This window comes from Moraxella sp. FZFQ2102, assembly GCF_024137865.1.
In the GTDB taxonomy this organism is placed as follows: domain Bacteria; phylum Pseudomonadota; class Gammaproteobacteria; order Pseudomonadales; family Moraxellaceae; genus Moraxella.
Window position 1 is genome coordinate 139,254 of the sequence record NZ_CP099960.1, and the last position, 22,825, is coordinate 162,078.

Genomic DNA, 22,825 nt, shown 5'->3' on the forward strand with positions numbered 1-22,825 from the left:
GATTAAGGACTAGGTTTAAATTAAGTGGTTTGATCAAGGACTAAGCGCCTGTATTTTACAGGACTTAGTCCTTTTAGTTTACTCTTTATTCTATCATGATTGTAGTAATGGATGTACTCATCAATCGCTTGTTTAAGCTCATCAATGGAGGTAAATCTTCTTTGATGTTTGTCATGAAAGAAGATTTCTTCTTTTAATGTGCCAAAGAAGCTTTCTATCACCGCATTATCCAAGCAATTACCCTTTCTTGACATACTTTGAATGATGTTGTTGTCTTTTAAGGTTTGTTGATAATTTTGCATTTGGTAGTGCCAGCCTTGATCTGAATGCAGAATCAATTGTGGTTTGCTGCTATCGTTGCCAGCATTATCATCTGCTTGCAGTCGCTTTAGTGCCTGATCAAGCATCTTGGCAACCAAGCCATAATTTGGGCTACTGTGCATCTGATAGCTAACAATTTCTCCATTAAACAAATCCATGATGGGAGACAAGTAAAGCTTTTTGACATTACCTTGTTTATCCAACACTTTAAACTCAGTGACATCAGTCGCCCATTTTTGGTTGGGTCGATCTGCTTTAAAATCACGCTTGAGTACATTATCAGCGATTTTACCCACCTTACCCTGATAAGCACTAAATCTGCGTTTAGAGCGAATCCGTGCTTTCAGTCCCATTTGGCTCATCAGTCGCCACACTTTTTTATGATTGATGACAAAGCCTAACTGTTTTAAGGCAAGGGTGATTCTGCGATACCCATACCTGCCTTGATGGGTGTGATATATCTTTTTGATTGCATCTTTGATGTCTTGATGTTTATCCTTTTGCTTGAATTGCTTTAAGTGATAATAAAAGGTTGCTTTGGCAACACCAAGATAAGTCAGTAATTGTTTTAATGGATAAATCTGCCTTAGCTCGTCAATCACTGTGATTTTATTGATGATGATTTGCTTTTTCTTTGCTGACGCTCCAAGGCTTCTAACTTTTTTAAGATGTCATTCTCCATGCGTAAGTACTGCAGTTCAGCAATCAATTCAGCATGGGTTTTTTGCTCATCAGGTTTGGATGTTTGCTTTGCTTTGTTGGTTTTAGGCACAGATTTTCTACCTTTGGGTTTGGGAGTCAGTCCCATGATACCATGATTTTGATAGGCTTTTAACCATTGAAACAGCACACTTGGGTTGCTGATATTTAATTCAATCGCCAAAGTGCGTATGGATTTACCAGCAAGTAGTTGTAATACTGCAGTGTGTTTGAATTCTGGTGAATAACTAGCTTTGCTCTTTCTGATACGAATACCATCAATACCATGAGTTTGATAGAGTCTCACCCAGTTTTGGACAATAGAGCGTTTAATACCAAAAGAGTTGGCTGTGTTGTGGTAACTATGTCCTGTTAAATAATGATCAATGACTTCAAGTTTAAAGTCAATTGTGTATTTGGTCATAAAAACACCCCAAAGGTTGTCTAACTTTTGGGGTGCGGTTCACAATCACCTGCTTTTTTTATTTAAAATATTTAATGATTTATTAAAAATTCTTGGTTTCTACGCCCTGCTCACTTGCCTTTAGCATCACACTTGCCGACTGTGCAGCAAAGATACCATTACACACTACACCGACGATATTATTTAGCTCTGCTTCAAGCTTGGCAGGATTCGACACATCCAAATCATAAGTGTCCAGAATCAAATTACCGTAATCGGTGACAAAGCCTTCGCGATATACAGGTTCACCCCCAAGCTTGACAAGCTCACGCGCCACATAAGAACGCGCCTGTGGCAGCACTTCGATGGCAACAGGGAATTTGCCCAATACTTCGACCGTCTTAGAATCATCGACCATACAAACAAATCGGCGTGATGCTGCAGCGACAATCTTCTCGCGCGTCAAAGCACCGCCACCACCTTTAATCATATTGCCCGCGCCATCGATCTCATCAGCACCATCAATATACAGATCTAGCTCGCCAATACTATTTAGATCAAAAATCTCAATGCCAAGCGCACGCAGCTTATCTTCGGTGACTTGTGAGCTTGCGACCGCGCCTTTAAGCTTAACTTGCGGCAATAGCTCAATCAAGCAATTAACCGTGCTGCCTGTCCCCACACCAAGCACCATGCCATCGTCAATGTAGCTGAGTGCTGCTTTGGCAGCGGCTTGTTTTTGGGCAAGTTTTGGATTGATCGTGGTCATAGCAAGCACCTTAACAGAATCATCATTGTGGCTATTGTACGCCAGTGTTACAATATTTTAAATTATAATTACAAAATTTTACAGATAAATTTTAGGCATAAAAATGACTTCATCAGCACATCTTCGGCACACTTTGTATCTACTACCGTTGCTACCTTCCGGTCCTGGCGGGGTTCATAGTACACAGTTGCGAAGCTACCGATGAAGCCAAGTCAGTATTATACTGATGTCGATTTGCTTTTGCAAGCAAAATTTGCAGTTTTATATTTATTTAGAACTGCTTAAGGCTGCTTCGGTACAAAGCGATCACAGGTATGCCCAAGCCCTTCGGCGATAACTGCTGTTTGCAGTACGCGACACTCAGCAAGCTCAAAACTTGACGGCAGTAAACCATCCAAATGCGCCACTATATAAGCAACGATCGGCATATGGCAGACAATCGCCACACAAGGCTCAGCATCATCACCGAACTGCTGACGAATCAGCGTGTCAATACCATCAACACCTACCACAGGATCATCATCAGGCGTGATGTTATCCAGTGTTAAAAATTGTGGCGTCTGACCTGCTTGATTAAGTTTATCTAATAAAATTTTTGCCGTCTGATCAGCGCGCACATATGGACTGGCGATGATCAAATCCACCTTATGATGATCGGTGATATAACGCGCCGTCTCATCAGCTTGCGCCTGACCAAACTGAGTCAAGACACGCCCTGCATCATCAGCACAATACGGTCCCGCTTGCCCATGACGCACAAAAATCAGTTTCATCTATTATTCCTTCGTCGTCTGCGGTACTTGATCTGCACCATCAGTATCACCAGCTTTTGGTATGGCATCAGCGCTACTTTTTAGCACTTCGGTAAACTCTTGGCTTAGTCGTGCGTTGCTCTCATCATGTGGCAGTACAAACTCCACATCACTGCGAAAACCTGTTTCCATTAGGTTCAATGCAACACCAAGCGCAGCCTTATCTTCGTACAATACCGCGTGCAAGGCGTGCGTGATCGGCATATACACACCCAGCTCATGCGCGCGCGTATGCACCTGCGCTATGGTATTGACCCCTTCGGCAGTTTGCCCAAGTTTTTTCACAGCAGCATCAAGACTGATACCCTGTCCAAGCATATAGCCGACACGATAATTTCGGCTCAAAGTCGAGCTACAGGTCGCATACAAATCTCCAACGCCTGACAAGCCTAAGAAAGTCAAAGGATCAGCACCAACCGCAACCCCAAAACGGCTCATCTCAGCCAACGCACGCGTCAAAAGCATTGCCTTGGTGTTCTCACCCACTTCATAAGCTGCCGCCATACCCATTGCGATGGCATAGATATTCTTCAGCGCACCGCCAAGCTCCACGCCTTTGACATCATCACTGGCAAAGACACGGAAAAACGCACTGTGCAAAGCTTGCTGCACCGCTTTTCTCAGCAGCTCCGAGCTTGATGCGATCACGGTCGCCGATGGCATATTATCCATGATCTCAACTGCTAAGTTTGGACCACTCATCACACCAAAATTCACTTCAGGCAGTACTTCTTGGATGATGTCACTCATCAAAGCATAGGTCTCTTTTTCCATACCTTTGGTCAATGACACCACCGCTTGATGGGTGATAAAAGGCTTGATCTGCGTCAAAATCTCACGAAATGCTGAACTTGGCACGGCAACAAAAATCACATCCACTCCCGTGATGGCTTGCTCAAGATCATGGCTGAATTTTAGGCGCGGATCCAGCTTGTGCGTTGGTAAGTATTTCTTATTAATTCGTGTCTTGTTTAACGCCTTGACTGTGCGTTTATCACGCACCCACAGTGTCGCATTACAGCCATTTTTGGCGGCTAGATTTGCCATCGCAGTGCCAAAACTACCGCCACCCAAGAATGCAAATTTCAGCGTCCTGGCATCGCCGTGTTCTTCACAAGCTTCTTGCAAGGACTCAGTCAATTGCGCTGATTTTTTCTTTTTTAGTCCAGTCAGCTCAGCAATGCTATTTAAAATCGGTGCTTGTGTTAAGCTTGATTCTTTAAGCGCGGTCACAGCTTCATCAATGCCAGTTGCAGCCGCATCGACGATTTTTTGCACTTTTGGATTTTGGACGCTTGGTTTTTTCAGTTTCATCACCGAGTACCTTGTTATCGGCTTGCTCAATCAGCTTGCCAGAAATTAGCAGTTTGGGTCAGTATAGCATATTTGTACGATAGAAAATGCATTTGTGACAAGTTAGGACAAATAAGTCACAAACTCATCGAGCGCTACCGTATCACGCTCAGGCATCTGAATGTCGCTTGAGCCTGTATAAATCAAGCCGCAGATGGTATTATCAGCACTGATATTGAAATACGATTTGACCGCGTCACTATTGCACAATGGACCCGAACGCCACACGCTGTGATAACCCAATGACTCTAAAGCCAACAGCATATTTTGTGCCGCTGCGCCTGCGCTCAATAATTGCTCAAATTCAGGCACTTTCTCATGCACTTTATAATTGGTCGCGATGAGAATAATCATCGGTGCACGCAGTGGCATATTTAAGGTTTTTTTCACCGTGGCATCATCTAAGATCTCGCCTTTGGCGGTCGCTTCATCTTGCGCAGCTCGCAAAAGAACTTGACCAAACCGCACCAGAGCATCGCCTGATAATACCCAAAATTGCCACGGCTTAAGCTGCTTATGATCAGGCGCGACCATCGCAGCGTACAGCACAGCATCCAGCTCATCTTGGCTTGGCATCGGTAGGACAAGCTTACCGATACTGCGTCTTTTATGCATAATATCTAAAATATCATTATGAACTTTTGTCATCTTATCCCTTATATTTTTCCACCATCAATCCAAGCGATGCTCAGCTGCCAAATAATCTTCTGACTGCATCTCAAGTAAGCGCGAACGCGTGCGCTCAATCTCAAACGCTAGTTTTTGCCCTTGATACAGCTCAAGAATAGACTGCTCAGCGCGCACCAGTAATTTGACACGGCGATCATAAAATTCATCGACCAAATAGATAAACCTGCGTGTCGGATCCATCAAGGTATCATTTAGAAATGGTACATTATCCACCATTACTGTATTGAACTGATTGGCGATCTCAATAAAGTCAGCAGCAGAACGCGGCTGCATACATAGTGCACGAAAATCAACTAGCAACATCGTCTCAGTCCGCTTGATAATCTCAATCTCACGATTGGCAACGACAATCGGTGTCGTGATGACACATTGCCCACCTGCCAACACATCAAATCGTTCAGACAGCCAGCCATCCGTCTCGCTAGTTAATGGGTATGAATATAGTTTAGCTTGTTTTAATAATCTTAGGCGATAATCAATACCAGCATCGATGTTCATTACAGTGGTATTTTTTTCGACTTGGGCGATGGCTGGCAAAAATCTGTCACGGTGAATGCCATTTTTATACAACCCTGATGGCTCAATATTTGATGTGGCAACAAGCGTAATCCCACGGTCAAATAGCATGGTGAACAAATCACCCAAAATCATCGCATCTGAGACATTAGACACAAAAAATTCATCAAAACAAATCACCACCGCTTCACGATGAATAATATCAGCGACCTTTTGTAGCGGGTCGGACTGCCCTTGCAGTGCCACCAGCTCACGCTGAACTCGCTGCATAAAATGATGAAAATGCATCCGCATCTTACGCTCAATCGGCAAGCTGTCGTAGAACATATCCATCATCCAAGTCTTACCACGGCCGACACCGCCCCACATATACAGACCCTTTGGCGTCTGTGGTTTTGACTTAAATAAGCTTGCAAACCAGCCTGATTTTTGCTCGCCATTAGCCGCCAAAATCTCATGGTGCAGATTGTCCATATAAGTCACGGCAGCCAATTGAATCGCATCTTCGCTAAACTCGCCTGTTGCCAGTGCCGCCTTATAACGCTCAAGTGGCGTCTGTAAACTCATAAATTTTCCTTAATTAATCTATCTTTATTTAATGGTCAATTGTTCCAATGCTTGTCGCAATTCTACCAGTTTAGCATGGAAAAAATGCCCCGTATCAATCACTTGGCTTGGCATCTGATGCGTCTGCGCAAATTCTGCCAATGCTGATGGCGGTATCAATTCATCATGAGCGCCATAGACCAAAAATGTACGCTCAGTTGGCAAGGTCAGCGCACTGGTATCATTTCTAACTACAGATGGTGCAATCAAGGCAAGATTATGTAGATTTATTTCACTAAATTCCTCTTGCTTAGCAATCGCATCAGCCACTTGGCACGCCACAAAACCACCAAATGAAAATCCGCCAAGCCACAGCTTACGAGCCTTGGTTTTGGTCAGTGCAAAACGAAGCACCGTCAGCGCATCGGTCAGCTCGCCAATGCCATTGCCTGCTACACCAGTCGATTGCCCCACGCCACGAAAATTAAACCGTAATACATCCATGCCACAATCACGACAAAAGCGATACATAGTACTGACAACTTTATTATTCATCGTACCACCCGCCATCGGATTGGGATGGCAAATGATTGCCAAGCCATCAGCTGCACCACGTTCGCCTGCTTGCCAAATTGCATCAACCTCAAGCTTGCCGTTTGGCGCATCGATAAGCAAAATTTCTTGTTTCATACAAAAACTGGATAAAAATTCAAGCCATTATAGCACAATTTTTACGCATTCAACATCTGTGCATGACCGACCATCATACCAGCAACACAGTAGAAAAATTCACAGCAATTCTTCACAAAACCCACACAGCACACACCCATAAAAGTCTTTTAGCACGCCATACGGTATGCTAACATAGACATTGGTCAATTTTGACACCCAAAAAAAGGAGTTATCATGAAACGATTCGCCCTATTTGGCGCTATCAGTACAGCCCTGTTATTGAGCGCCTGCGCAACGAGTGGCACTACCGCCCCTGTTATCACTCGCGCTGATGCCAGCCACGAAACCACAGGACTTGGTGCAACCAAACTCAAAGCTCAAGAATCGGCACTGGCCACCGCCAAAAAACAATGCGGACTCAAAACACCCATCATCATCGAAGACAAAACCACTTATAACGGTGTACTTGATGAAAAAACTGGCCGCATCCTTGAACAAGGTGTCGGCATCATCGGTTCAGTATTGGGCAAGGCAACACCTGATTTGAGCCGTGATGATGATTATGAATATAATATTAAGTTTAAATGTCAGTAAAATTGATAAAATCAGCCTTGATGGGCTGATTTTTTTGACTGCTTATTTGCTTGATAATTGTAGCGTTTCAACTCACGCCCCCACATGGGTCGCTTAGAAAACGTGCGTGAAATCCTTAGTGCAAGATGGGCAAAACACACAGCAATGGTGCTACGACATCAGTCGATGTTTTGATTCCACACCTTGACCGCTGCCATGATGATATCTGAGCGTGATAAGCCTGTTTTGGCAGATAGCTCGGCAAGCTCGTCGATAAACTCGATCGGGAATTTGTAGCTTGCCACTTTGACACCACGCTTGGCATCAGAATCGGCTTGGATTTGTGAGCGGGTTTTTGGGGTTTTAACAAGTTTTGGCATCATATCATCCTTAAAAGTCATACCACGCTAGTAGCGGACTACCCCGATACCGCTGGGGTAGTCGCTTGTGCTATTTACTTGACTTAACTGCTAGATTTAAGTAGAATACATAGCACAAGGATAATTGCGATTTGGATAATTCGTTTCATCGCAGTTACTCCTCTACTGGGTGGGTTTAAGTAAGGTTGTCAGCCTTACCACCTAAACAAGGCAGGTATTGCGAGTACTTGCCTTGTTGTATTTATTATAGTAAATACTACACTAAAAGTCAAGTGACTTATGCGTTTTTGCCTAAATTATTTGACTTTTAGTGCATACAAAAAAACAACCGCTTAAAATCTAAACCGCGCCCCAAAAGTTAGACAGCCTTTGGGGTGTTTTCGTGACCAAATATACAAACGACTTTAAACCGTCCGTCATTCTGAGCGCTTTGGCTATCGCTTTTGCCGTGTTCAACAGCAAAACGCACACAGGCGACCATGAGCTTGGCTATCACACAGACAGTGATTACATCCATATCGCCCCGTGTGGCAGGTAGTGGCTAAGAGGTGCAGCCTGATAGCACTAGCTTTGGTGCATTTCATGACCGCATAGGTCGCTTAGAAAATCAAGGCGGGCGATAACTTTCTTCACGACCGCATAGGGAGCGACACACCTGGAATATCCGCTTGAGTACGATATTTGGCTGTTTCAACACACACCCTCTCGCGTGGAGGGTGACAGTGGCTTGTGGTGGCGAACCTGAAACCAAAACTGTTTCAACACACGCTCCCGCATGGGGAGCGACAGGCTTTTTTGACATTAATTCGCCGTCGCGTGTGATGTTTCAACACACGCTCCCGCATGGGGAGCGACGGTAATCATGTTAGAGCACTATTTGTTATCCATGGCGTTTCAACACACGCTCCCGCATGGGGAGCGACTTCTTCTTTAATATCGAAGTTATTAAACCCTCTAGTTTCAACACACGCTCCCGCATGGGGAGCGACTAGGGGGGGGTACTGGTAGATTTACTAGGGGGTTGCGGTTTCAACACACGCTCCCGCATGGGGAGCGACGCGACTTGGCTGGCACACCACGGGGCTTGTGTATGTTTCAACACACGCTCCCGCATGGGGAGCAACTAATCATAATATTAGATTCATAAGAACCAGTTACAGGTTTCAACACACGCTCCCGCATGGGGAGCGACTAAAGGTGGTAACGACACCCAAGGCAGGTTAGGTGGTTTCAACACACGCTCCCGCATGGGGAGCGACCCAATGATGACACGCACTTTGCCGTCTTTATTGGGTTTCAACACACGCTCCCGCATGGGGAGCGACTTGAATCGGTCAGCTGCATCAGCTTGACCACTCGCGTTTCAACACACGCTCCCGCATGGGGAGCGACCTGATGCCGATTTCGACATTGAGATGCTTTGCCATGTTTCAACACACGCTCCCGCATGGGGAGCGACCTTGCCAAGTGATAGCACCGTCATTGTGGCCATGGTTTCAACACACGCTCCCGCATGGGGAGCGACCACAAGCTACACAACAAAACCCGTCCCCATTTCGTGTTTCAACACACGCTCCCGCATGGGGAGCGACCCACCGCAACAAGTCCTTGCCACGCCGCACTAAAGTTTCAACACACGCTCCCGCATGGGGAGCGACTTCGGCAAACTGGCTAAAACATCATCGCAAAGCATGTTTCAACACACGCTCCCGCATGGGGAGCGACCGTTAGCTTCCGTATTATCTAAATTTAAAATACGGTTTCAACACACGCTCCCGCATGGGGAGCGACTGTCTAGTTTCAAAACAATTGAATACTAGTCTCTTAGTTTCAACACACGCTCCCGCATGGGGAGCGACCGTAGCGTAAATAGAGACCTTTGCATTACGGATTATGTTTCAACACACGCTCCCGCATGGGGAGCGACTTCAGATAGCTATAAAGAAAGAGAAGTATTAGTTAGTTTCAACACACGCTCCCGCATGGGGAGCGACATACCTTGGGTTAGTACTTTTTTGCCATGCTCTGAGTTTCAACACACGCTCCCGCATGGGGAGCGACCTTGGTAATCTTCAGGTCGCATATTCATGCGATTTAGTTTCAACACACGCTCCCGCATGGGGAGCGACAGTACCGCCCAGCTGATCCATCAAATTACCTTTGTTTCAACACACGCTCCCGCATGGGGAGCGACTCCTGAGGATGACGGCTTTGAAGTCATCAACAACGTTTCAACACACGCTCCCGCATGGGGAGCGACGTAGTAATGGCAGGGTTATTATCCGTATCAAACGTTTCAACACACGCTCCCGCATGGGGAGCGACCTTTTGCGGTCTTGGCAGTGGCAATGTGGTCGCCGTTTCAACACACGCTCCCGCATGGGGAGCGACCGTCATCCAGCCGTTTTGTAGCGCGGATGTATAGTTTCAACACACGCTCCCGCATGGGGAGCGACCACCACCAACGGAGTTTGTACTGTGTGCCAATATGTTTCAACACACGCTCCCGCATGGGGAGCGACGGTTGCCGATGTTTTTAGTGAGTAGGAATTGTAAGTTTCAACACACGCTCCCGCATGGGGAGCGACACGGCAGTGCGTACTTGTTTAGTTGATTCAAAGTTGTTTCAACACACGCTCCCGCATGGGGAGCGACTTACGGTAGTAAAGCCGTTGTTTTTGGTGATAAAGTTTCAACACACGCTCCCGCATGGGGAGCGACTTTATCACAAGGCAAAATTAAGGTAACTGTAAAATGTTTCAACACACGCTCCCGCATGGGGAGCGACACAGTAGTCCTGAACAAAGAGTAGAGATTGAACAAAGTTTCAACACACGCTCCCGCATGGGGAGCGACCGGGAGCAAAGCTAAAAGTTATCCACACTCTAGCAGTTTCAACACACGCTCCCGCATGGGGAGCGACTTCCGTCAATGGTTTCTATGGAGAGCGTATTAGGAGTTTCAACACACGCTCCCGCATGGGGAGCGACAGCTCTTGCTTCTTGGCTTAGGTGCTGTTCTTGGTTTCAACACACGCTCCCGCATGGGGAGCGACTACGCCAAGATTACGCCAAGATTACGCCAAAAATGTTTCAACACACGCTCCCGCATGGGGAGCGACACATCTCTGTTGTAAAGCCTAGCTGTCGTGCTTTTGTTTCAACACACGCTCCCGCATGGGGAGCGACTTGATGTTAAGCGTATTGCACGCATGAACCGCAAATTTGTTTCAACACACGCTCCCGCATGGGGAGCGACAAAATACCCTGCCATCATGCCTTTTAGACCACCAAGTTTCAACACACGCTCCCGCATGGGGAGCGACGCCAAAGCATCACCAAACCCCATTGGTGCTACAGTTTCAACACACGCTCCCGCATGGGGAGCGACGGGTTGTGGATCACTTCCATCAACTGTTGAAAAATGTTTCAACACACGCTCCCGCATGGGGAGCGACATGCGGTGTTGTACCGCGGATTTTATGGCGAAGATGTTTCAACACACGCTCCCGCATGGGGAGCGACTCGCTCATCTTTAAACATTTAGAGTCGTGAAGTGGTTTCAACACACGCTCCCGCATGGGGAGCGACATGCAGAGAGATTTAAAACAATGCAACAAACCTTTGTTTCAACACACGCTCCCGCATGGGGAGCGACTATGGGTTACGGTTGGGATTGGGCCGAATTGATGTTTCAACACACGCTCCCGCATGGGGAGCGACGTAAAGATAAGAAAAGCGATGCTTTATTTATTAAAGTTTCAACACACGCTCCCGCATGGGGAGCGACTGCCATCATTGCAATGGCAGTATTTTCAAGGCTTAGCAATGGCAAAATCGCTAAAGCCAAGCCTTAAAAACATCTTTATTGTAGATGATTTTATTTTTGTTTTCAATTGTTAAATAATTCAAAGGCTTAGCTCATCGCCAACCCTCCAGCAAATCCATGACAACCACCCGTTAGCGATTAGACAATTAGCACATCTTGAAAGACATCCACCGCAGGCTTTGCTCCATGATGCTCCACCTTGCGTCGCCATTTACTTCCTAGATGATAAAAACGCAAACTATCCACCTTTGGGTCATAAGTTTTTAGCAATTTATCCTTTAGAACCACCCACTGGTCGGGCGTTACATCACACTCAAATACCGAGTACTGCGCTCTCACGCCATAATCTAGACAATGCTTAGCGATTTGGCGAAGTCGTTTCGCTCCCGCTTTATCGTCTAGCGATATATCATAAGTAATTAACATCATCATAAGACTATCTCATCAAAAATGGTGGATAATGTGCCAAATCACCCCGCAAATGCCTTGCTAGTAGCATGGCTTGAATATGGGGCAATAAGCCGATTTCCACTTCTTCTTTTAGATATGGATGAATGATTTTTTCTTGTTTTTTGACTTGCAAGGCTTGAAATACCAACTTTCTGGCATCTGGCTTGAGATTGACCGCGCCGCTAGCTTCGGTAGTAAAGTCATCAAGCTTAAGCTGTCCACGATTAACCAAAGTCAGCGCCAATCTATCCACCCACCATGCACGAAACTCTTCTAAAATATCCTGTGCCAAACTATCCCGCCCCGGTCTATCAGCGTGCAAAAATCCCACTTGCGGATCAAGCCCAACCCCTTGCAATGCCCCGCTAATATCCTTACCTACAATACTATAAAGTAATGATAATAAAGCATTTATTTCATCTTTTGGTGGTCTGCGATTACGTCCATGAAACACAAACCCTGTATCTTTGCCAATCAAATGATGAAATATCGCAAAATAATTTGCCGCCGCTTCACCCTCAATACCCCGAATTCCATCAAGGCTTTGAGTATTTTGCAATCTTAACAGTCCATTATTCAGACATTGAATTGCCTGACCAATTTCAGCAATCTCGCCATGATTTCTTTGTCTGCGTTGTAGCACTCGTTTGGACGCTTGAATTTTGGCGGCGATAATATGCCGTGCAATTGGTACGGGGTTTTGTTCGGACAATCGATATTGCGCCCGCCGTAGCAGCACATTACCACTTTGTCGCCCCTGCAAACGCCCCAAAAATCGCCCATTTTCGGTAAAAAATGCCAAATTAACATTATTCTCACCACAAAATCCCATCAAAAACGGCGATACCAACACATTGCCAAAACAAAAGATATGCCCGATGGAATGTACTGGCAACTGCGCCATCTTTTTGCGTTCATGCTCCACCACCAGCGTTTCCCGCTCCTTATGCAGATAACTGCCCTGCGTGGTGATATACAGTGTATTTTGCAGCTTGCGCATGGTTAAAAAAACTCCCTTGATTTTGACCTCACCTTAAAGGCCGTCTGAAAAATATGTCAGATGTAGGACGGGTGTAAACCCACCGATTAGCCAGTCGCCCGATTTAAAAATTTTGTCGGATTACACCTACTTGAAAAGTTTTTATAATAACACCTATATTTACTATCACTTTTCAAAATATTCATTTAAGCTATCAAATATTTTACTCATATCATCACGATAATGTTCTTGAAGGACTTTGTCCTTATTTAATAAACCTTGTTTTTCAGCAACCGCATCGCGTGCGGGTTTTGTTCTAATATCATCAGCAGGAATAATTTCAAAACCATACTTGGGAAACTGTTCTTTCAAACTCTCAAAATTTTCTCTCTTATCTCCATCTAAAATGGCAGCTACTTTATCAAACCCTAAATCTTTTGCAATTTTGCATAAATATTGAATATTTCCAGCACCACCCACTCCCCATCCAAAAAAACTTCCTTGCAATTTTTTATTTAACTGCTCAGCAATTTTAGGATATAAGATTACATCTTCTTGCCCCTCTACAAGAATGATTCCATCCTCTTGAAAAAAGAATTCACGAGCATCCAATCCCCATGTATGTGGATTATACAAATTACCCTCTGCCAGTTTTGGAATTAAAGCTGTTGAAGTTGAAGATAGCTGATAAATTTTTGTCCCCTCATCACTAGAGATAACTCTTGCCAAAGCCGCTCCCATAGATAAGGCATTAATATCAACAAAATAAGGAGAATGCGTTGATATGACAATCTGTCTATCTCTTGCATACTCAACAAAAAGTTTACTCAACCTCTTTTGCAGTGATGGATGTAAAGATAGTTCAGGTTCATCTATGACAATAATGTCACCTTGTTGTGAGTCATACAGGGCATCAACAATGACAAAAATACTGACAATACCCTCCCCCATTCCATTACTAGAATAACTATTCCGACCAGATGTGAATTTTAAAAAATACTGCCCCATTTCATTTTGATCAATAGCCCACTCGGGTCTAAAACCTAAGACTTTCTCCAAAATATCATCAAATTCCTTTTTTGTCCCATCATCTTTTTCTATTGAAAACAATCTATATGAAAACTGATCTAATAATGAGCTTCTTTTAGCTTGAAATGCAGTATTTAGGATATAGGTTTCTCTATTTACTTCGGATTTGTGAAAATATGGTTCAAAAGCCCTCCTAGATGGGACAACAAAAATCTTCTTCTCGCACTTTTCTCCCTCAAATTTTGTCTCGCTAGAACCTTTGTGCACCGACATCAAAATTTCCTGGCGTTCATCAAATAGATACTCAATCTCAACTTTGTCAATCAAATTATTTCTGACTCCATTTGGAAAGCTGGGTGGGTTATACCCTTCTCTCGCTCTCAAACATTCAATAATTGAAGATTTTCCAGAATTGTTAGAGCCAGTAATAATCGTAAGCCCACTACCTTCAATACCATCTTGTTTTGGAGTAGCAAAACTAATTTTTTGTTCTTGCTGAAAACCTCTATACCCCACTATTTTCATAGTTCTTAAAAACATTTTCTTATATCCCCATAGTGAAATTTACTTATCATCAAACAACCCCGCCACATACCCCACCGACCTATCCTTCTCCAACAGCTTTGGTTGACATAACTCTATGAGCGAGCACGCCTTACAGCGTTTGTCATAGTTAGGTGAAGGTGTTTGCCCACTTGCCAGTAGAATCCTGACCTGATGAATGATGGTAAGCGTCTGCTCTCTTAGCGCATCGGTAAACGCCACAGATACGCGATGACGGGTCTGCATATACCATAGCGCGCCCTCGCTGATGGTTTGTTCAGTCATCTCTTCCAAACACAGCGCCTGCGCACAAAGCTGGATTTCATCGAACGGCTCGGGTTTGGGCTTACCGCGTTTGTATTCCACAGGATACAGTTGCCCTGTGGAGAGTTCACACTCCACCATATCAATGACACCGCTTAGCCCCAGTCTTTCGGCAGAGACGTGTACACTACGCTCGAAGCGCACGCCTTTGCGCGTTTCTGGCTCACCGCTATCCACTCGCCTATGCAAGGCTTGACCTTGTGCAGTCAGATAATTTTCTGCCCACGCTTGTTCGTTGTGAATCAATGCACATTGGCGTGGGCAGAAGGCGTAGTGTTGCAGGGAGGAGAGAGAAACGGTGGGTAGATCCCGTTCCCCCGCGCCTGCAAGCAGTGGGTTTTGCATAGAATTTTGCAAATTTTCTGCCATTAGAAGCCGTCAATCTCAGTAGGAACCAAGCCATCGAGATTATTCAATTCATAGCTGCCGTCTGCATTGACTTTCAGGCTGCCGTGAACTTTGGCAGATGAATACTGTCCTGCTTTGCAATTGTGTTCCCACCAAATCAGTTTCAACACCTGCATGCTACCTTCAGGGCGGGCGGATGAGGCGTCGCCTTCAAACAGTTTGGTTAAAACGGCTTTGATAGTTTCAGCATCGGCGTCGGAAAAGCCGGTGCGTTCGGCAAGTTGCGGCGACATGGCACCGAAGGCAACATAGATGCCGCTATCCACGCGGTGCTTCATGCCCAAGGTGTCGGAACTTTTTTTCACATCACTATCACCATCACCATTCACGCTTTTGGTAATTTGAGTACTGGTAATATTGATGGGCTCAATACTGAATGCCGAATGAACGGTAACAGGACCGCGTACAGCAATAGATACACCATCTTCACCTTTACCGCTGAATGCTAAAACTTGCCCAAAGCTACGCACATCCAACCATTTTTGGCAAGCCCTTTTGGCGATCTCATCCTTTTTCAAATCTTCCTGGGTGGATTTCTTCTTGTTTTTTTTACCTATTTCGCCCCCCAATAAATCCGTTTCATCTGCATTCTGTTGGTTCTCCTTTAATTGTTTAATGAAAGCATCGTAGCGGTCTTTTAAGCTTACCATGCCATCATCTTTTCGCTCATTTGCTTGGACAAATATTGATTGTTTTTCATCCTGCAGGCGGTCGCGGATTTTGCGCTTCAAACAAACATCGGTCATTTCGCCGAAGCCTTGGAAGTCAGCGCGTGGACGGTTGCCGTTTAAAGGATCGCCATTGGGGTTGGCGTTGGTAACTTTAAGAATCAGGGCGAAGTCGATTTTTTTGGTTAAGCTCATGTTGTTTTCCTTTCAATGTTTGGGGTTATTCAGCGGTTTTGGTTTTCTTTTGCTTGGCAGCTTTGCGCTCGGCAATTTGGCGGTTGATTTCCATTTTTTGGCAATGATAACCAAGAAGAAACTCACCGCTTAATTTGTCGTCGCAAATAAAATCATTGCGTTGGAACAGCTCCATAATTTCTCCAATGGCTTGCGTGCCCGTATCTTTGCCGCGGCTGCGAAGGCGGTCTTGATAGGGTTTCAATGCCAATTCGATATTGCGCCAAGTCGCGAACGGGTGTTCTGCAAAGCGCTGCATATAACGCTCGGCTGTGGTGGCACGCTTTTCCTCCGCCAGATAAAGCGCGTAGGACTCGATGTTCTCAGCTATTGCCAGCAGTCTGCCGAATAAATAATCGCGGGAGCGGTTTTCAGTATCCAAGCTCATAAGGTAAGTTCTCCGTTGTGATAAATCATGATGACGGGCGCGCCAGCCTTTGTATAAGGCACAAGCGACGCCAATATTGCGTTGCCAATTAGCTTTACGAATTTTTTCCCCACCTTCTGGGCGGTGGTTTGCATAAGGATTGCAGGCTACTTGAAAACTTTTTTGCACCAAATAGTAAGGAATCGGCACGTTTTTGCCACCGGCAATCACGGGTAACAGGCGGGCGTAGAGTTGTTTTTTCAGGGTATCGCTTAAAGCCTGCCCATAAACGGCATAACCGATAGCAGCCGGCGACGGCGGCACGAACACCCAAAGGGTTTGTTTGTCGGATTTTTTGCCGTTTGGCTTTTCGATGCTGTGGCGTTGATACCAAGAAAAATCGTCTATCCAAGCGTCCAGATTGGCGAAATAATCAGCTGGCAGAAATTCTTGGTAATAGGTTAATGCCATGCGTCCATCTGTTGATTTATCTAACACAAGCAAAGAAATTTGCTCATGATTTTCCAAATTAACTCTATATCCATGCAGTTTTTTCTTAATAATCTCGGCTGCTTTTTGACCTACCGAACTTGACCAATCTTTACCTGAAATGTTTGTTTCAGACGGCATTTCTTCTTCATTTTCAACCGTACTGGTATCTAAGTTATCCCAATCAATCATGCCAAAAGAATCTTTCATCGGCGATGGAACTTCTTTACCGCTAATTGCCCAAACAACCGTTTTTTGATCACCGTTACAGATTCCCTGACGCTTTATCAACCATTTCAACATATTAAATGCTTTTTGAGAAACACCCCTTCCCAAGATTACAGCCTGACTGCCTAATTCAGATTTGGCACCATTGTCTCTATCCCCATAGAACCGCCCCCGAAAAGTAAATCCAGTATAATCATTGGCAGAAACCACTTTCGCATTACCGTCAATTTTCGGGTATGCCTCTACCGGATAATCTTCTTCTCCCGTTATGTAGCATAACTCTTTGCTTTTATTACCTTGTTCAGATTGGCTTTCTTGATATTTAATCCATTGGCTCTTAATATTGCTTTTGCTCCATAAGTCGGAATGAGGGTCACTTGGCATATCCACAGCCCACACAATTGTCAAACCAAACGGATCGTCCTTACCTGACATCAGGATATTATCTTCAAAAGAAAAATATTTTTTCTCGATCAAGTCATCAATCAGCGAACCTTTTTGGACATAGCGCAAGACAATGTTTATTTCTTGCAAACCACTAAACTCAGCCCAATCGGATAGCTGCTTCCCATAACATTCAAAATAACTTTGATATTTTGCCTTTTCCGCATCGGCAAAATTTTGTTTTTCCTCATCAGAGCCAGCAAGAAAATCTTGCCATTTTTTCCCACCTTTTCCCTTAGCCCTTTTGGGGGCAATTTGAGACAAATATTCAATTGTTAAGTAATCTTTCGCTGTTTTAGCAATATATTGCAAACCATCGTGCAACGCATATGCTGCAATCGTCGAACCAGAACGTTTTGATGATTTTTCGGTTACTTGAATAGGGACCTGCTTTTTGCCTTCAAACCGTTCTGCCCGTACCAGTTCTGCCTTGTCGTTTAGAACGACTTTCAAATGAACCGCTTTGGACAGATGAAACGGCAATGCTAATTCTTCATCATCCAACCCTTGGTTTTGGACAAACTCATACGTCCGATACAATTTCTGCATCCAACTCATAATCCCAACTCCTTGGCTTCATCTTCCACCGGCTTCACGTTTTCGCCGCGTTTAAACGGTTTTTCAGGCTGCATCTCGCGGATAAAGCGGGTTTTAAGGCAGCCTGTATCATCGTTTACATTTGGGAATTCAATCACGCCGTATTGCATATTGGCCTGCCAAAAACGGCTAACCAGCTCGTGTTTGCCCGTTTCTTCGGGATAGCCGAAGCTGTGGAACATTAGTCCGAAATCGAGATTGTCGATTTCATTGTAAAAGCCTGCTTTGCCGTCCCGACTTGGGCTGCCGAATTCGCACGGCTCCACATAGCCCTGACAATCGCGCGTGCCCAAGAAAATATCCTGTCGTCCGCCGCGCTCCAGCATCCGCTTGGCAATTGCCATATGCTTGCCCAGATTGCGGTCGTCTTTGAGTTCTTCCCAGTATTCGTTCCAAGTAAAATGTGCTTGTACTTGGTATTCCACATCTTGCAGAAAGGTGTAAATCGCCAGCGTATTGCCGCCGTTCCAATCCAAGGGTTTGGTGGATTTGCTTTGGGTGCGAATCGGCTTCATCACACGGATTTTGTCGATGTGCCAAATCAGTGTGGGTTTCCAGTAGATGCTTTTCAAAATACCTTTTATCGCTTCATACGTCGGCACTTGGTAGCTGAATTTTTCGCCGCCGATTTTGGTAACGGGGTCGGTAAACAACGCCTGCCGCCCCCATACTCGAAAGCTAAATAATTCGCTCCGAAATGTTTTTTCATTTTCCATCATTACTCCTTACTCACAAAGAAACGGCATTTCACCTACTTCATCAACAGACAATCCAAATTTATCACTATAATAACTTATGCCACAATAATCAATATAATAGACTCCAGTATTTTCAATCTGCTTTAACACACCTTTTTCCTCTAAAGTTTTCCATACATTTGGAAATATATTCACACTAAAAAGTTGTGCTTTTTTCAAATTTTCATAACGCTCTTTCATATCTATGCCACCACATAATTTAGCAATAATCTCCTTACCATCTGCATAAGGGACAATTGCTGCACGGGTCGGCGCTTCGATCACTTGAAATTCCTGCCCCGCACTTTTAAATGATTGCATGAGTAGCGGAAATAGCTTTGTTCTTCTATCATTTTTTGGTGCATAAACATTTAAACGATTATCTGAAAGCCAGTCTAATAAAGAACCGGATGAACTACTTTTAATGTTATATGCCATCTCCTGACTACGGTTATAAAAATAATATTTAAAAAATTGCTCAATAGCTTGGGGACGCAAAATATCTTGGTCGATAAATTCACGTAATACACGTTCGGCCTGAATTTGCCCTTGATGAATATCAGGTAAAACTTGCTCTAAACTCGGCTCTTGCAGATTCAATACATACACCTGCCCTTTACCATCTTTTTCACCGTGCCGGTTGCAGCGTCCTGCTGCTTGGGCAATGGAATCCAATCCCCCCAAAGCGCGGATCACGCAAGCCATCGAAATATCCACGCCGGCTTCAATTAACTGGGTACTGATGCAGATCACCGGCTGTTTGTTTTTCAGACGGCCTTTGATCTCGTCAAAAATGGCTTTGCGGTGCGCCGAACATTGATTGGTACTCAGATGAAACAGGGCTTCGGGCGGCACGTTTTGCTGTTGGCAGTATTGGTATAAATCACGCGCCCATTGCTTGGTATTGACGATAAACAGGCAACTTGAGGCCGTTTGAAACTGCGTCAATAAAAGTTCACCTGCTTCAGCCAGTGACCATCCGCCTGCTTTGGGTTGATAGTGGATTTCCACACGCGATAAGTCATCGAACAGCTTGTTTAACTGATCGTTTTTGCCCATGATTTCGGCATTTTCCGCCAATTTTAATTCGCCGAATTCCGATTTGGACAGCTTATCGAGCAGTGGCTGGGTAGCGGTACACAATATCGCGCTGGATTTGCCGAATTGAGTTAACCAATTCAATGTGTTGCAAAATAAATGCACGCATTTCACTGGCAGGGTTTGGATTTCATCAAAAATCAGCACGCTCTTGGTCATCGGGTGGATATGCCGTGCACCACGTGTGCCGCCGCCAAACCAGGCATCGAGAAACTGCACCATGGTGGTAAACACAATCGGCTTATCCCAGTTTTCGGCAAGCAGCTTGTCTTGCCAGTTTTGTTTTTCGGGGTCAAGATTGGAGTGATGTTCCAGAACCCAATCTTCGCCAAGAATTTTGCGTACCGCCTCGGCATTTTGGTCAATGATGGATGTGTAGGGAATAATGTAGATAATACGGTCAAGATTGTGCTTGTGCGCATGATGCAAGGCATAGCGCAGGCTTGCCAAGGTTTTTCCGCCACCGGTCGGCACGGTCAACGTATAAATACCTTGCGCATCGGCAGCGCGTTTCAGACAGACATCGGATATCTCGCGGCGGATTTTGTCAATCGGGTAGCGGATTTCGAAACCAGCCAAATGGTTTTCAAGCTTATCAATCGCTTCTTGCCAGTTTGGCTTTTGCATCAAACGGCACAAATCCTTTTGTATTTCGCGTTCAAAATCTGCGCTGTTGATGCGGTCGGCATCAATCAGGCAGCTGAACAGAAAGCGGGTTAGACAACCAAGATAAAATTCTTTGATTTTATCGTTGCTATCTGGTTGCTTCAGAATGGTCACCAGCGGTTTTAACAGCAATTTAACCAAATCTTCATTAGCCAAACCTTCCGCCTGCCGCTTGACCGCTTCATCAACATTTTGCTCGCACTCTGCCAAATGCGTCAGCACATCGTCTTTTGAAAAGCGTGTCCGCCATACCGCATCACCTTCGGGATTCAGGCAGTCGATCAACCCCGCCCCATGGTGCGAAGCAATACACAATCCCAGTATCTGCCCAACCAATTCGCCGATGCCGTTTTCACCAAAATTTTTCAGACGGCTATACACCCATTGTGCACCCGCCGTGGAATGGTCTGGCTTGTCGCCCAAACCTCCATCATCGTCCGTACCAGCATCTTCATCGCAGTCATAAAACTCCAAACCGTTATTCTCATAAATTCTTTTTTGAAATTTCTTGGAATATTTGCCAAAGTCGTGCATCAAGCCCAGCAACTCGCCTGCTGCAGGCAAATCCAGCTTGGCTGCCAATTCTCTGGCAATCGCGGCGGTTTCGGTTAAATGGGTGGCAACAGATTGTTCCGATTTATCCGCTTGGCGGACATGCGCAATATAGTTTACTGCCATATCAATCCTCGCATTCCACAAAATGACTTATAGCCCAAAATACAATAAGTAGTTTCAAAAGTCAATGTTGCGCAATTTTCATCCGCTCAAGCCTGCTTTGCTGCTCATCATACGCCTGCTTATCCCGCTGATAAATCTCATACACACAAAAATCCCCACATTCACTCCCACAACATTCCCAGTCTTCAGGATAGTCAGGCTTGGGTAATAATACTTCATTAAATACTTGAGTTTCGCTCATGGTTGACTCCTTTTTTTGTTTCATTATAACAAAATTTTCCATAAAAAACGCCCAAACCCGCATGGATTTGAGCGCTCGCAAGCCAAATGACTTTGCGGATTATTCATCCACAAAGGTAAGCCAGTGCTTGTACTGCTCATTACGACCTTGCACCACATCGAAATATAGCGTTTGTAGTTTTTCGGTGATTGGGCCACGACCGCCGTTACCGATGGTGCGATCATCATATTCACGGATTGGCGTTACTTCTGCCGCTGTACCAGTCATAAAGATTTCATCCGCCAAATAGAACTCATCACGAGTGATGCGGCGCTCAACCACCTTGATGCCCAGATCTTGAGCAAACTGGATGATCGTGCGACGAGTGATGCCGTCAAGTGCACCACCTGCCAAGTCAGGCGTGTGTAGCTCGCCATTTTTTACCAAGAATAGGTTTTCGCCCGAACCTTGGCAGACATAACCTTGTGGATCCATCAAGATTGCTTCATCATAGCCATTACGGGTCACTTCTTGGTTAGCTAGGATAGACACAGGATAGTTGCTGGCCGCTTTGGCTTTACACATGGTGACGTTTGGATGATGGTGCGTGTAGCTTGAAGTCTTCACACGGATACCATTTTTAATGCCTTCTTCGCCCAGATACGCGCCCCAATGCCATGCGGCCACTGCGGCATGAATGGTGTTGTCTTTAGCAGCGATGCCCAATTTTTCTGAACCAACCCAAATCAATGGGCGGATATACGCAGCTGCCAAACCATTTTCACGCACGACATCTTTTTGTGCTTGGCAAAGCTCATCGAAACTATAAGTGCAGTTTAGCTGAAAAATTTTCGCAGAATTTAGCAGACGCTCGGTATGCTCTTGTAGGCGGAAAATTGCTGTGCGGCCATCTGGTGTCTGATACGCGCGCACGCCTTCAAATACCGCCAAGCCATAATGCAAGCTATGCGTCAATACATGAACTTTCGCTTCTGGTTGCTCAACGAGTGCGCCATCTAGCCATAGTTTACCTTGTTGGGTAGCCAAACTCATAGTGGTTTCCTTATTTTGATAACTGTTTATTAAACTTTGACACGGCTTTGT

Annotated in this window: 21 protein-coding genes, 1 other RNA gene and 1 CRISPR repeat array; of the genes, 1 reads left to right on the forward strand and 21 read right to left on the reverse strand. The window is 45.0% G+C overall.

What is annotated here, in order from left to right; all coding sequences use genetic code 11:
* Positions 1-20: 20 nt before the first annotated feature.
* From NGM44_RS00675 to NGM44_RS00715, 9 genes are all read right to left on the reverse strand, one after another.
* Positions 21-944 (reverse strand): IS3 family transposase, encoded by a 924-nt coding sequence (locus tag NGM44_RS00675; protein ID WP_371923553.1) that lies wholly within the window; start codon positions 942-944, stop codon positions 21-23.
* Positions 920-1,444 (reverse strand): helix-turn-helix domain-containing protein, encoded by a 525-nt coding sequence (locus NGM44_RS00680; protein WP_253223527.1) that lies wholly within the window; start codon positions 1,442-1,444, stop codon positions 920-922. Before NGM44_RS00680 ends, NGM44_RS00675 begins: the two co-directional genes overlap by 25 nt.
* Before the next feature lie 82 nt (positions 1,445-1,526).
* Complete coding sequence (rpiA, locus tag NGM44_RS00685) at positions 1,527-2,192, reverse strand: ribose-5-phosphate isomerase RpiA (RefSeq protein WP_253223779.1); 666 nt, start codon at positions 2,190-2,192, stop codon at positions 1,527-1,529.
* A 107-nt stretch (positions 2,193-2,299) separates the two neighbouring features.
* Positions 2,300-2,396: signal recognition particle sRNA small type (ffs, locus tag NGM44_RS00690), an RNA gene on the reverse strand.
* Positions 2,397-2,473: 77 nt separating this feature from the next.
* Positions 2,474-2,965, reverse strand: a complete 492-nt coding sequence (sixA, locus tag NGM44_RS00695; RefSeq protein ID WP_253223780.1) for a phosphohistidine phosphatase SixA — start codon at positions 2,963-2,965, stop codon at positions 2,474-2,476.
* Between the two features lie 3 nt (positions 2,966-2,968).
* Positions 2,969-4,318, reverse strand: a complete 1,350-nt coding sequence (locus NGM44_RS00700) for an NAD(P)H-dependent glycerol-3-phosphate dehydrogenase (protein WP_253223781.1) — start codon at positions 4,316-4,318, stop codon at positions 2,969-2,971.
* Positions 4,319-4,420: 102 nt separating this feature from the next.
* A complete protein-coding gene (locus tag NGM44_RS00705) occupies positions 4,421-5,005 on the reverse strand; it encodes a nitroreductase family protein (RefSeq protein WP_253223782.1) in 585 nt (194 codons plus the stop codon).
* 24 nt (positions 5,006-5,029) lie between these two features.
* Positions 5,030-6,130 (reverse strand): cell division protein ZapE, encoded by a 1,101-nt coding sequence (gene zapE, locus NGM44_RS00710; protein ID WP_253223783.1) that lies wholly within the window; start codon positions 6,128-6,130, stop codon positions 5,030-5,032.
* Between the two features lie 24 nt (positions 6,131-6,154).
* Positions 6,155-6,799, reverse strand: a complete 645-nt coding sequence (locus tag NGM44_RS00715; protein ID WP_253223784.1) for an alpha/beta hydrolase — start codon at positions 6,797-6,799, stop codon at positions 6,155-6,157.
* Between the two features lie 216 nt (positions 6,800-7,015).
* Here NGM44_RS00715 and NGM44_RS00720 point away from each other — a divergent pair, with 216 nt between their 5' ends.
* A complete protein-coding gene (locus NGM44_RS00720; protein WP_253223785.1) occupies positions 7,016-7,375 on the forward strand; it encodes a hypothetical protein in 360 nt (119 codons plus the stop codon).
* A gap of 158 nt (positions 7,376-7,533) precedes the next feature.
* Here the strand turns inward: NGM44_RS00720 and NGM44_RS00725 are convergent, their stop codons facing one another.
* The 12 genes from NGM44_RS00725 to NGM44_RS00780 all read right to left on the reverse strand — a co-directional run bounded on the left by NGM44_RS00725 (position 7,534) and on the right by NGM44_RS00780 (position 22,774).
* The gene (locus NGM44_RS00725) at positions 7,534-7,737 is read right to left on the reverse strand and encodes a hypothetical protein (RefSeq protein ID WP_253223786.1); all 204 of its coding nucleotides are present in this window, start codon (positions 7,735-7,737) and stop codon (positions 7,534-7,536) included.
* Between the two features lie 355 nt (positions 7,738-8,092).
* Positions 8,093-8,251, reverse strand: a complete 159-nt coding sequence (locus tag NGM44_RS00730; protein ID WP_253223787.1) for a hypothetical protein — start codon at positions 8,249-8,251, stop codon at positions 8,093-8,095.
* A 170-nt stretch (positions 8,252-8,421) separates the two neighbouring features.
* A CRISPR array of direct repeats spans positions 8,422-11,523; the repeat unit is 32 nt; unit sequence GTTTCAACACACGCTCCCGCATGGGGAGCGAC.
* Between the two features lie 177 nt (positions 11,524-11,700).
* Complete coding sequence (gene cas2 / locus NGM44_RS00735) at positions 11,701-11,994, reverse strand: CRISPR-associated endonuclease Cas2 (protein WP_253223788.1); 294 nt, start codon at positions 11,992-11,994, stop codon at positions 11,701-11,703.
* Positions 11,995-11,998: 4 nt separating this feature from the next.
* The gene (cas1c, locus tag NGM44_RS00740) at positions 11,999-13,012 is read right to left on the reverse strand and encodes a type I-C CRISPR-associated endonuclease Cas1c (protein ID WP_253223789.1); all 1,014 of its coding nucleotides are present in this window, start codon (positions 13,010-13,012) and stop codon (positions 11,999-12,001) included.
* Between the two features lie 165 nt (positions 13,013-13,177).
* On the reverse strand, positions 13,178-14,560 hold the full coding sequence (locus NGM44_RS00745; protein ID WP_253223790.1) for an ATP-dependent endonuclease: 1,383 nt from the start codon (positions 14,558-14,560) through the stop codon (positions 13,178-13,180).
* Positions 14,561-14,584: 24 nt separating this feature from the next.
* Complete coding sequence (cas4, locus tag NGM44_RS00750) at positions 14,585-15,232, reverse strand: CRISPR-associated protein Cas4 (RefSeq protein ID WP_253223791.1); 648 nt, start codon at positions 15,230-15,232, stop codon at positions 14,585-14,587.
* A gap of 23 nt (positions 15,233-15,255) precedes the next feature.
* Positions 15,256-16,158 (reverse strand): type I-C CRISPR-associated protein Cas7/Csd2, encoded by a 903-nt coding sequence (gene cas7c / locus NGM44_RS00755; RefSeq protein WP_253223792.1) that lies wholly within the window; start codon positions 16,156-16,158, stop codon positions 15,256-15,258.
* Positions 16,159-16,183: 25 nt separating this feature from the next.
* Positions 16,184-18,283, reverse strand: coding sequence for a type I-C CRISPR-associated protein Cas8c/Csd1 (gene cas8c, locus NGM44_RS00760; RefSeq protein WP_253223793.1), 2,100 nt, complete (start codon positions 18,281-18,283; stop codon positions 16,184-16,186).
* Complete coding sequence (gene cas5c / locus NGM44_RS00765; protein ID WP_253223794.1) at positions 18,280-19,041, reverse strand: type I-C CRISPR-associated protein Cas5c; 762 nt, start codon at positions 19,039-19,041, stop codon at positions 18,280-18,282. The genes cas8c and cas5c overlap by 4 nt, the downstream gene beginning before the upstream one ends.
* 6 nt (positions 19,042-19,047) lie before the next feature.
* The gene (cas3, locus tag NGM44_RS00770) at positions 19,048-21,501 is read right to left on the reverse strand and encodes a CRISPR-associated helicase Cas3' (RefSeq protein WP_253223795.1); all 2,454 of its coding nucleotides are present in this window, start codon (positions 21,499-21,501) and stop codon (positions 19,048-19,050) included.
* Positions 21,502-21,562: 61 nt separating this feature from the next.
* Positions 21,563-21,742 carry an oxidoreductase-like domain-containing protein gene (locus NGM44_RS00775; RefSeq protein ID WP_253223796.1) on the reverse strand — a complete coding sequence of 60 codons (180 nt, stop codon included), beginning with the start codon at positions 21,740-21,742 and terminating at the stop codon, positions 21,563-21,565.
* A 99-nt stretch (positions 21,743-21,841) separates the two neighbouring features.
* On the reverse strand, positions 21,842-22,774 hold the full coding sequence (locus tag NGM44_RS00780) for a branched-chain amino acid transaminase (RefSeq protein ID WP_253223797.1): 933 nt from the start codon (positions 22,772-22,774) through the stop codon (positions 21,842-21,844).
* Between the last annotated feature and the right edge of the window lie 51 nt (positions 22,775-22,825).

Coding starts and splice junctions, on each gene's coding strand:
- NGM44_RS00730 (WP_253223787.1), bottom strand. CDS start 8,251: ATGGATGTAATCACTGTCTGTGTGATAGCCAAGCTCATGGTCGCCTGT.
- cas8c (WP_253223793.1), bottom strand. CDS start 18,283: ATGAGTTGGATGCAGAAATTGTATCGGACGTATGAGTTTGTCCAAAAC.
- NGM44_RS00700 (WP_253223781.1), bottom strand. CDS start 4,318: ATGAAACTGAAAAAACCAAGCGTCCAAAATCCAAAAGTGCAAAAAATC.
- NGM44_RS00775 (WP_253223796.1), bottom strand. CDS start 21,742: ATGAGCGAAACTCAAGTATTTAATGAAGTATTATTACCCAAGCCTGAC.
- cas5c (WP_253223794.1), bottom strand. CDS start 19,041: ATGATGGAAAATGAAAAAACATTTCGGAGCGAATTATTTAGCTTTCGA.
- NGM44_RS00725 (WP_253223786.1), bottom strand. CDS start 7,737: ATGATGCCAAAACTTGTTAAAACCCCAAAAACCCGCTCACAAATCCAA.
- zapE (WP_253223783.1), bottom strand. CDS start 6,130: ATGAGTTTACAGACGCCACTTGAGCGTTATAAGGCGGCACTGGCAACA.
- rpiA (WP_253223779.1), bottom strand. CDS start 2,192: ATGACCACGATCAATCCAAAACTTGCCCAAAAACAAGCCGCTGCCAAA.
- cas3 (WP_253223795.1), bottom strand. CDS start 21,501: ATGGCAGTAAACTATATTGCGCATGTCCGCCAAGCGGATAAATCGGAA.
- NGM44_RS00680 (WP_253223527.1), bottom strand. CDS start 1,444: ATGACCAAATACACAATTGACTTTAAACTTGAAGTCATTGATCATTAT.
- NGM44_RS00745 (WP_253223790.1), bottom strand. CDS start 14,560: ATGTTTTTAAGAACTATGAAAATAGTGGGGTATAGAGGTTTTCAGCAA.
- NGM44_RS00780 (WP_253223797.1), bottom strand. CDS start 22,774: ATGAGTTTGGCTACCCAACAAGGTAAACTATGGCTAGATGGCGCACTC.
- cas7c (WP_253223792.1), bottom strand. CDS start 16,158: ATGAGCTTAACCAAAAAAATCGACTTCGCCCTGATTCTTAAAGTTACC.
- NGM44_RS00715 (WP_253223784.1), bottom strand. CDS start 6,799: ATGAAACAAGAAATTTTGCTTATCGATGCGCCAAACGGCAAGCTTGAG.
- cas4 (WP_253223791.1), bottom strand. CDS start 15,232: ATGCAAAACCCACTGCTTGCAGGCGCGGGGGAACGGGATCTACCCACC.
- sixA (WP_253223780.1), bottom strand. CDS start 2,965: ATGAAACTGATTTTTGTGCGTCATGGGCAAGCGGGACCGTATTGTGCT.
- NGM44_RS00705 (WP_253223782.1), bottom strand. CDS start 5,005: ATGACAAAAGTTCATAATGATATTTTAGATATTATGCATAAAAGACGC.
- NGM44_RS00720 (WP_253223785.1), top strand. CDS start 7,016: ATGAAACGATTCGCCCTATTTGGCGCTATCAGTACAGCCCTGTTATTG.
- cas2 (WP_253223788.1), bottom strand. CDS start 11,994: ATGATGATGTTAATTACTTATGATATATCGCTAGACGATAAAGCGGGA.
- cas1c (WP_253223789.1), bottom strand. CDS start 13,012: ATGCGCAAGCTGCAAAATACACTGTATATCACCACGCAGGGCAGTTAT.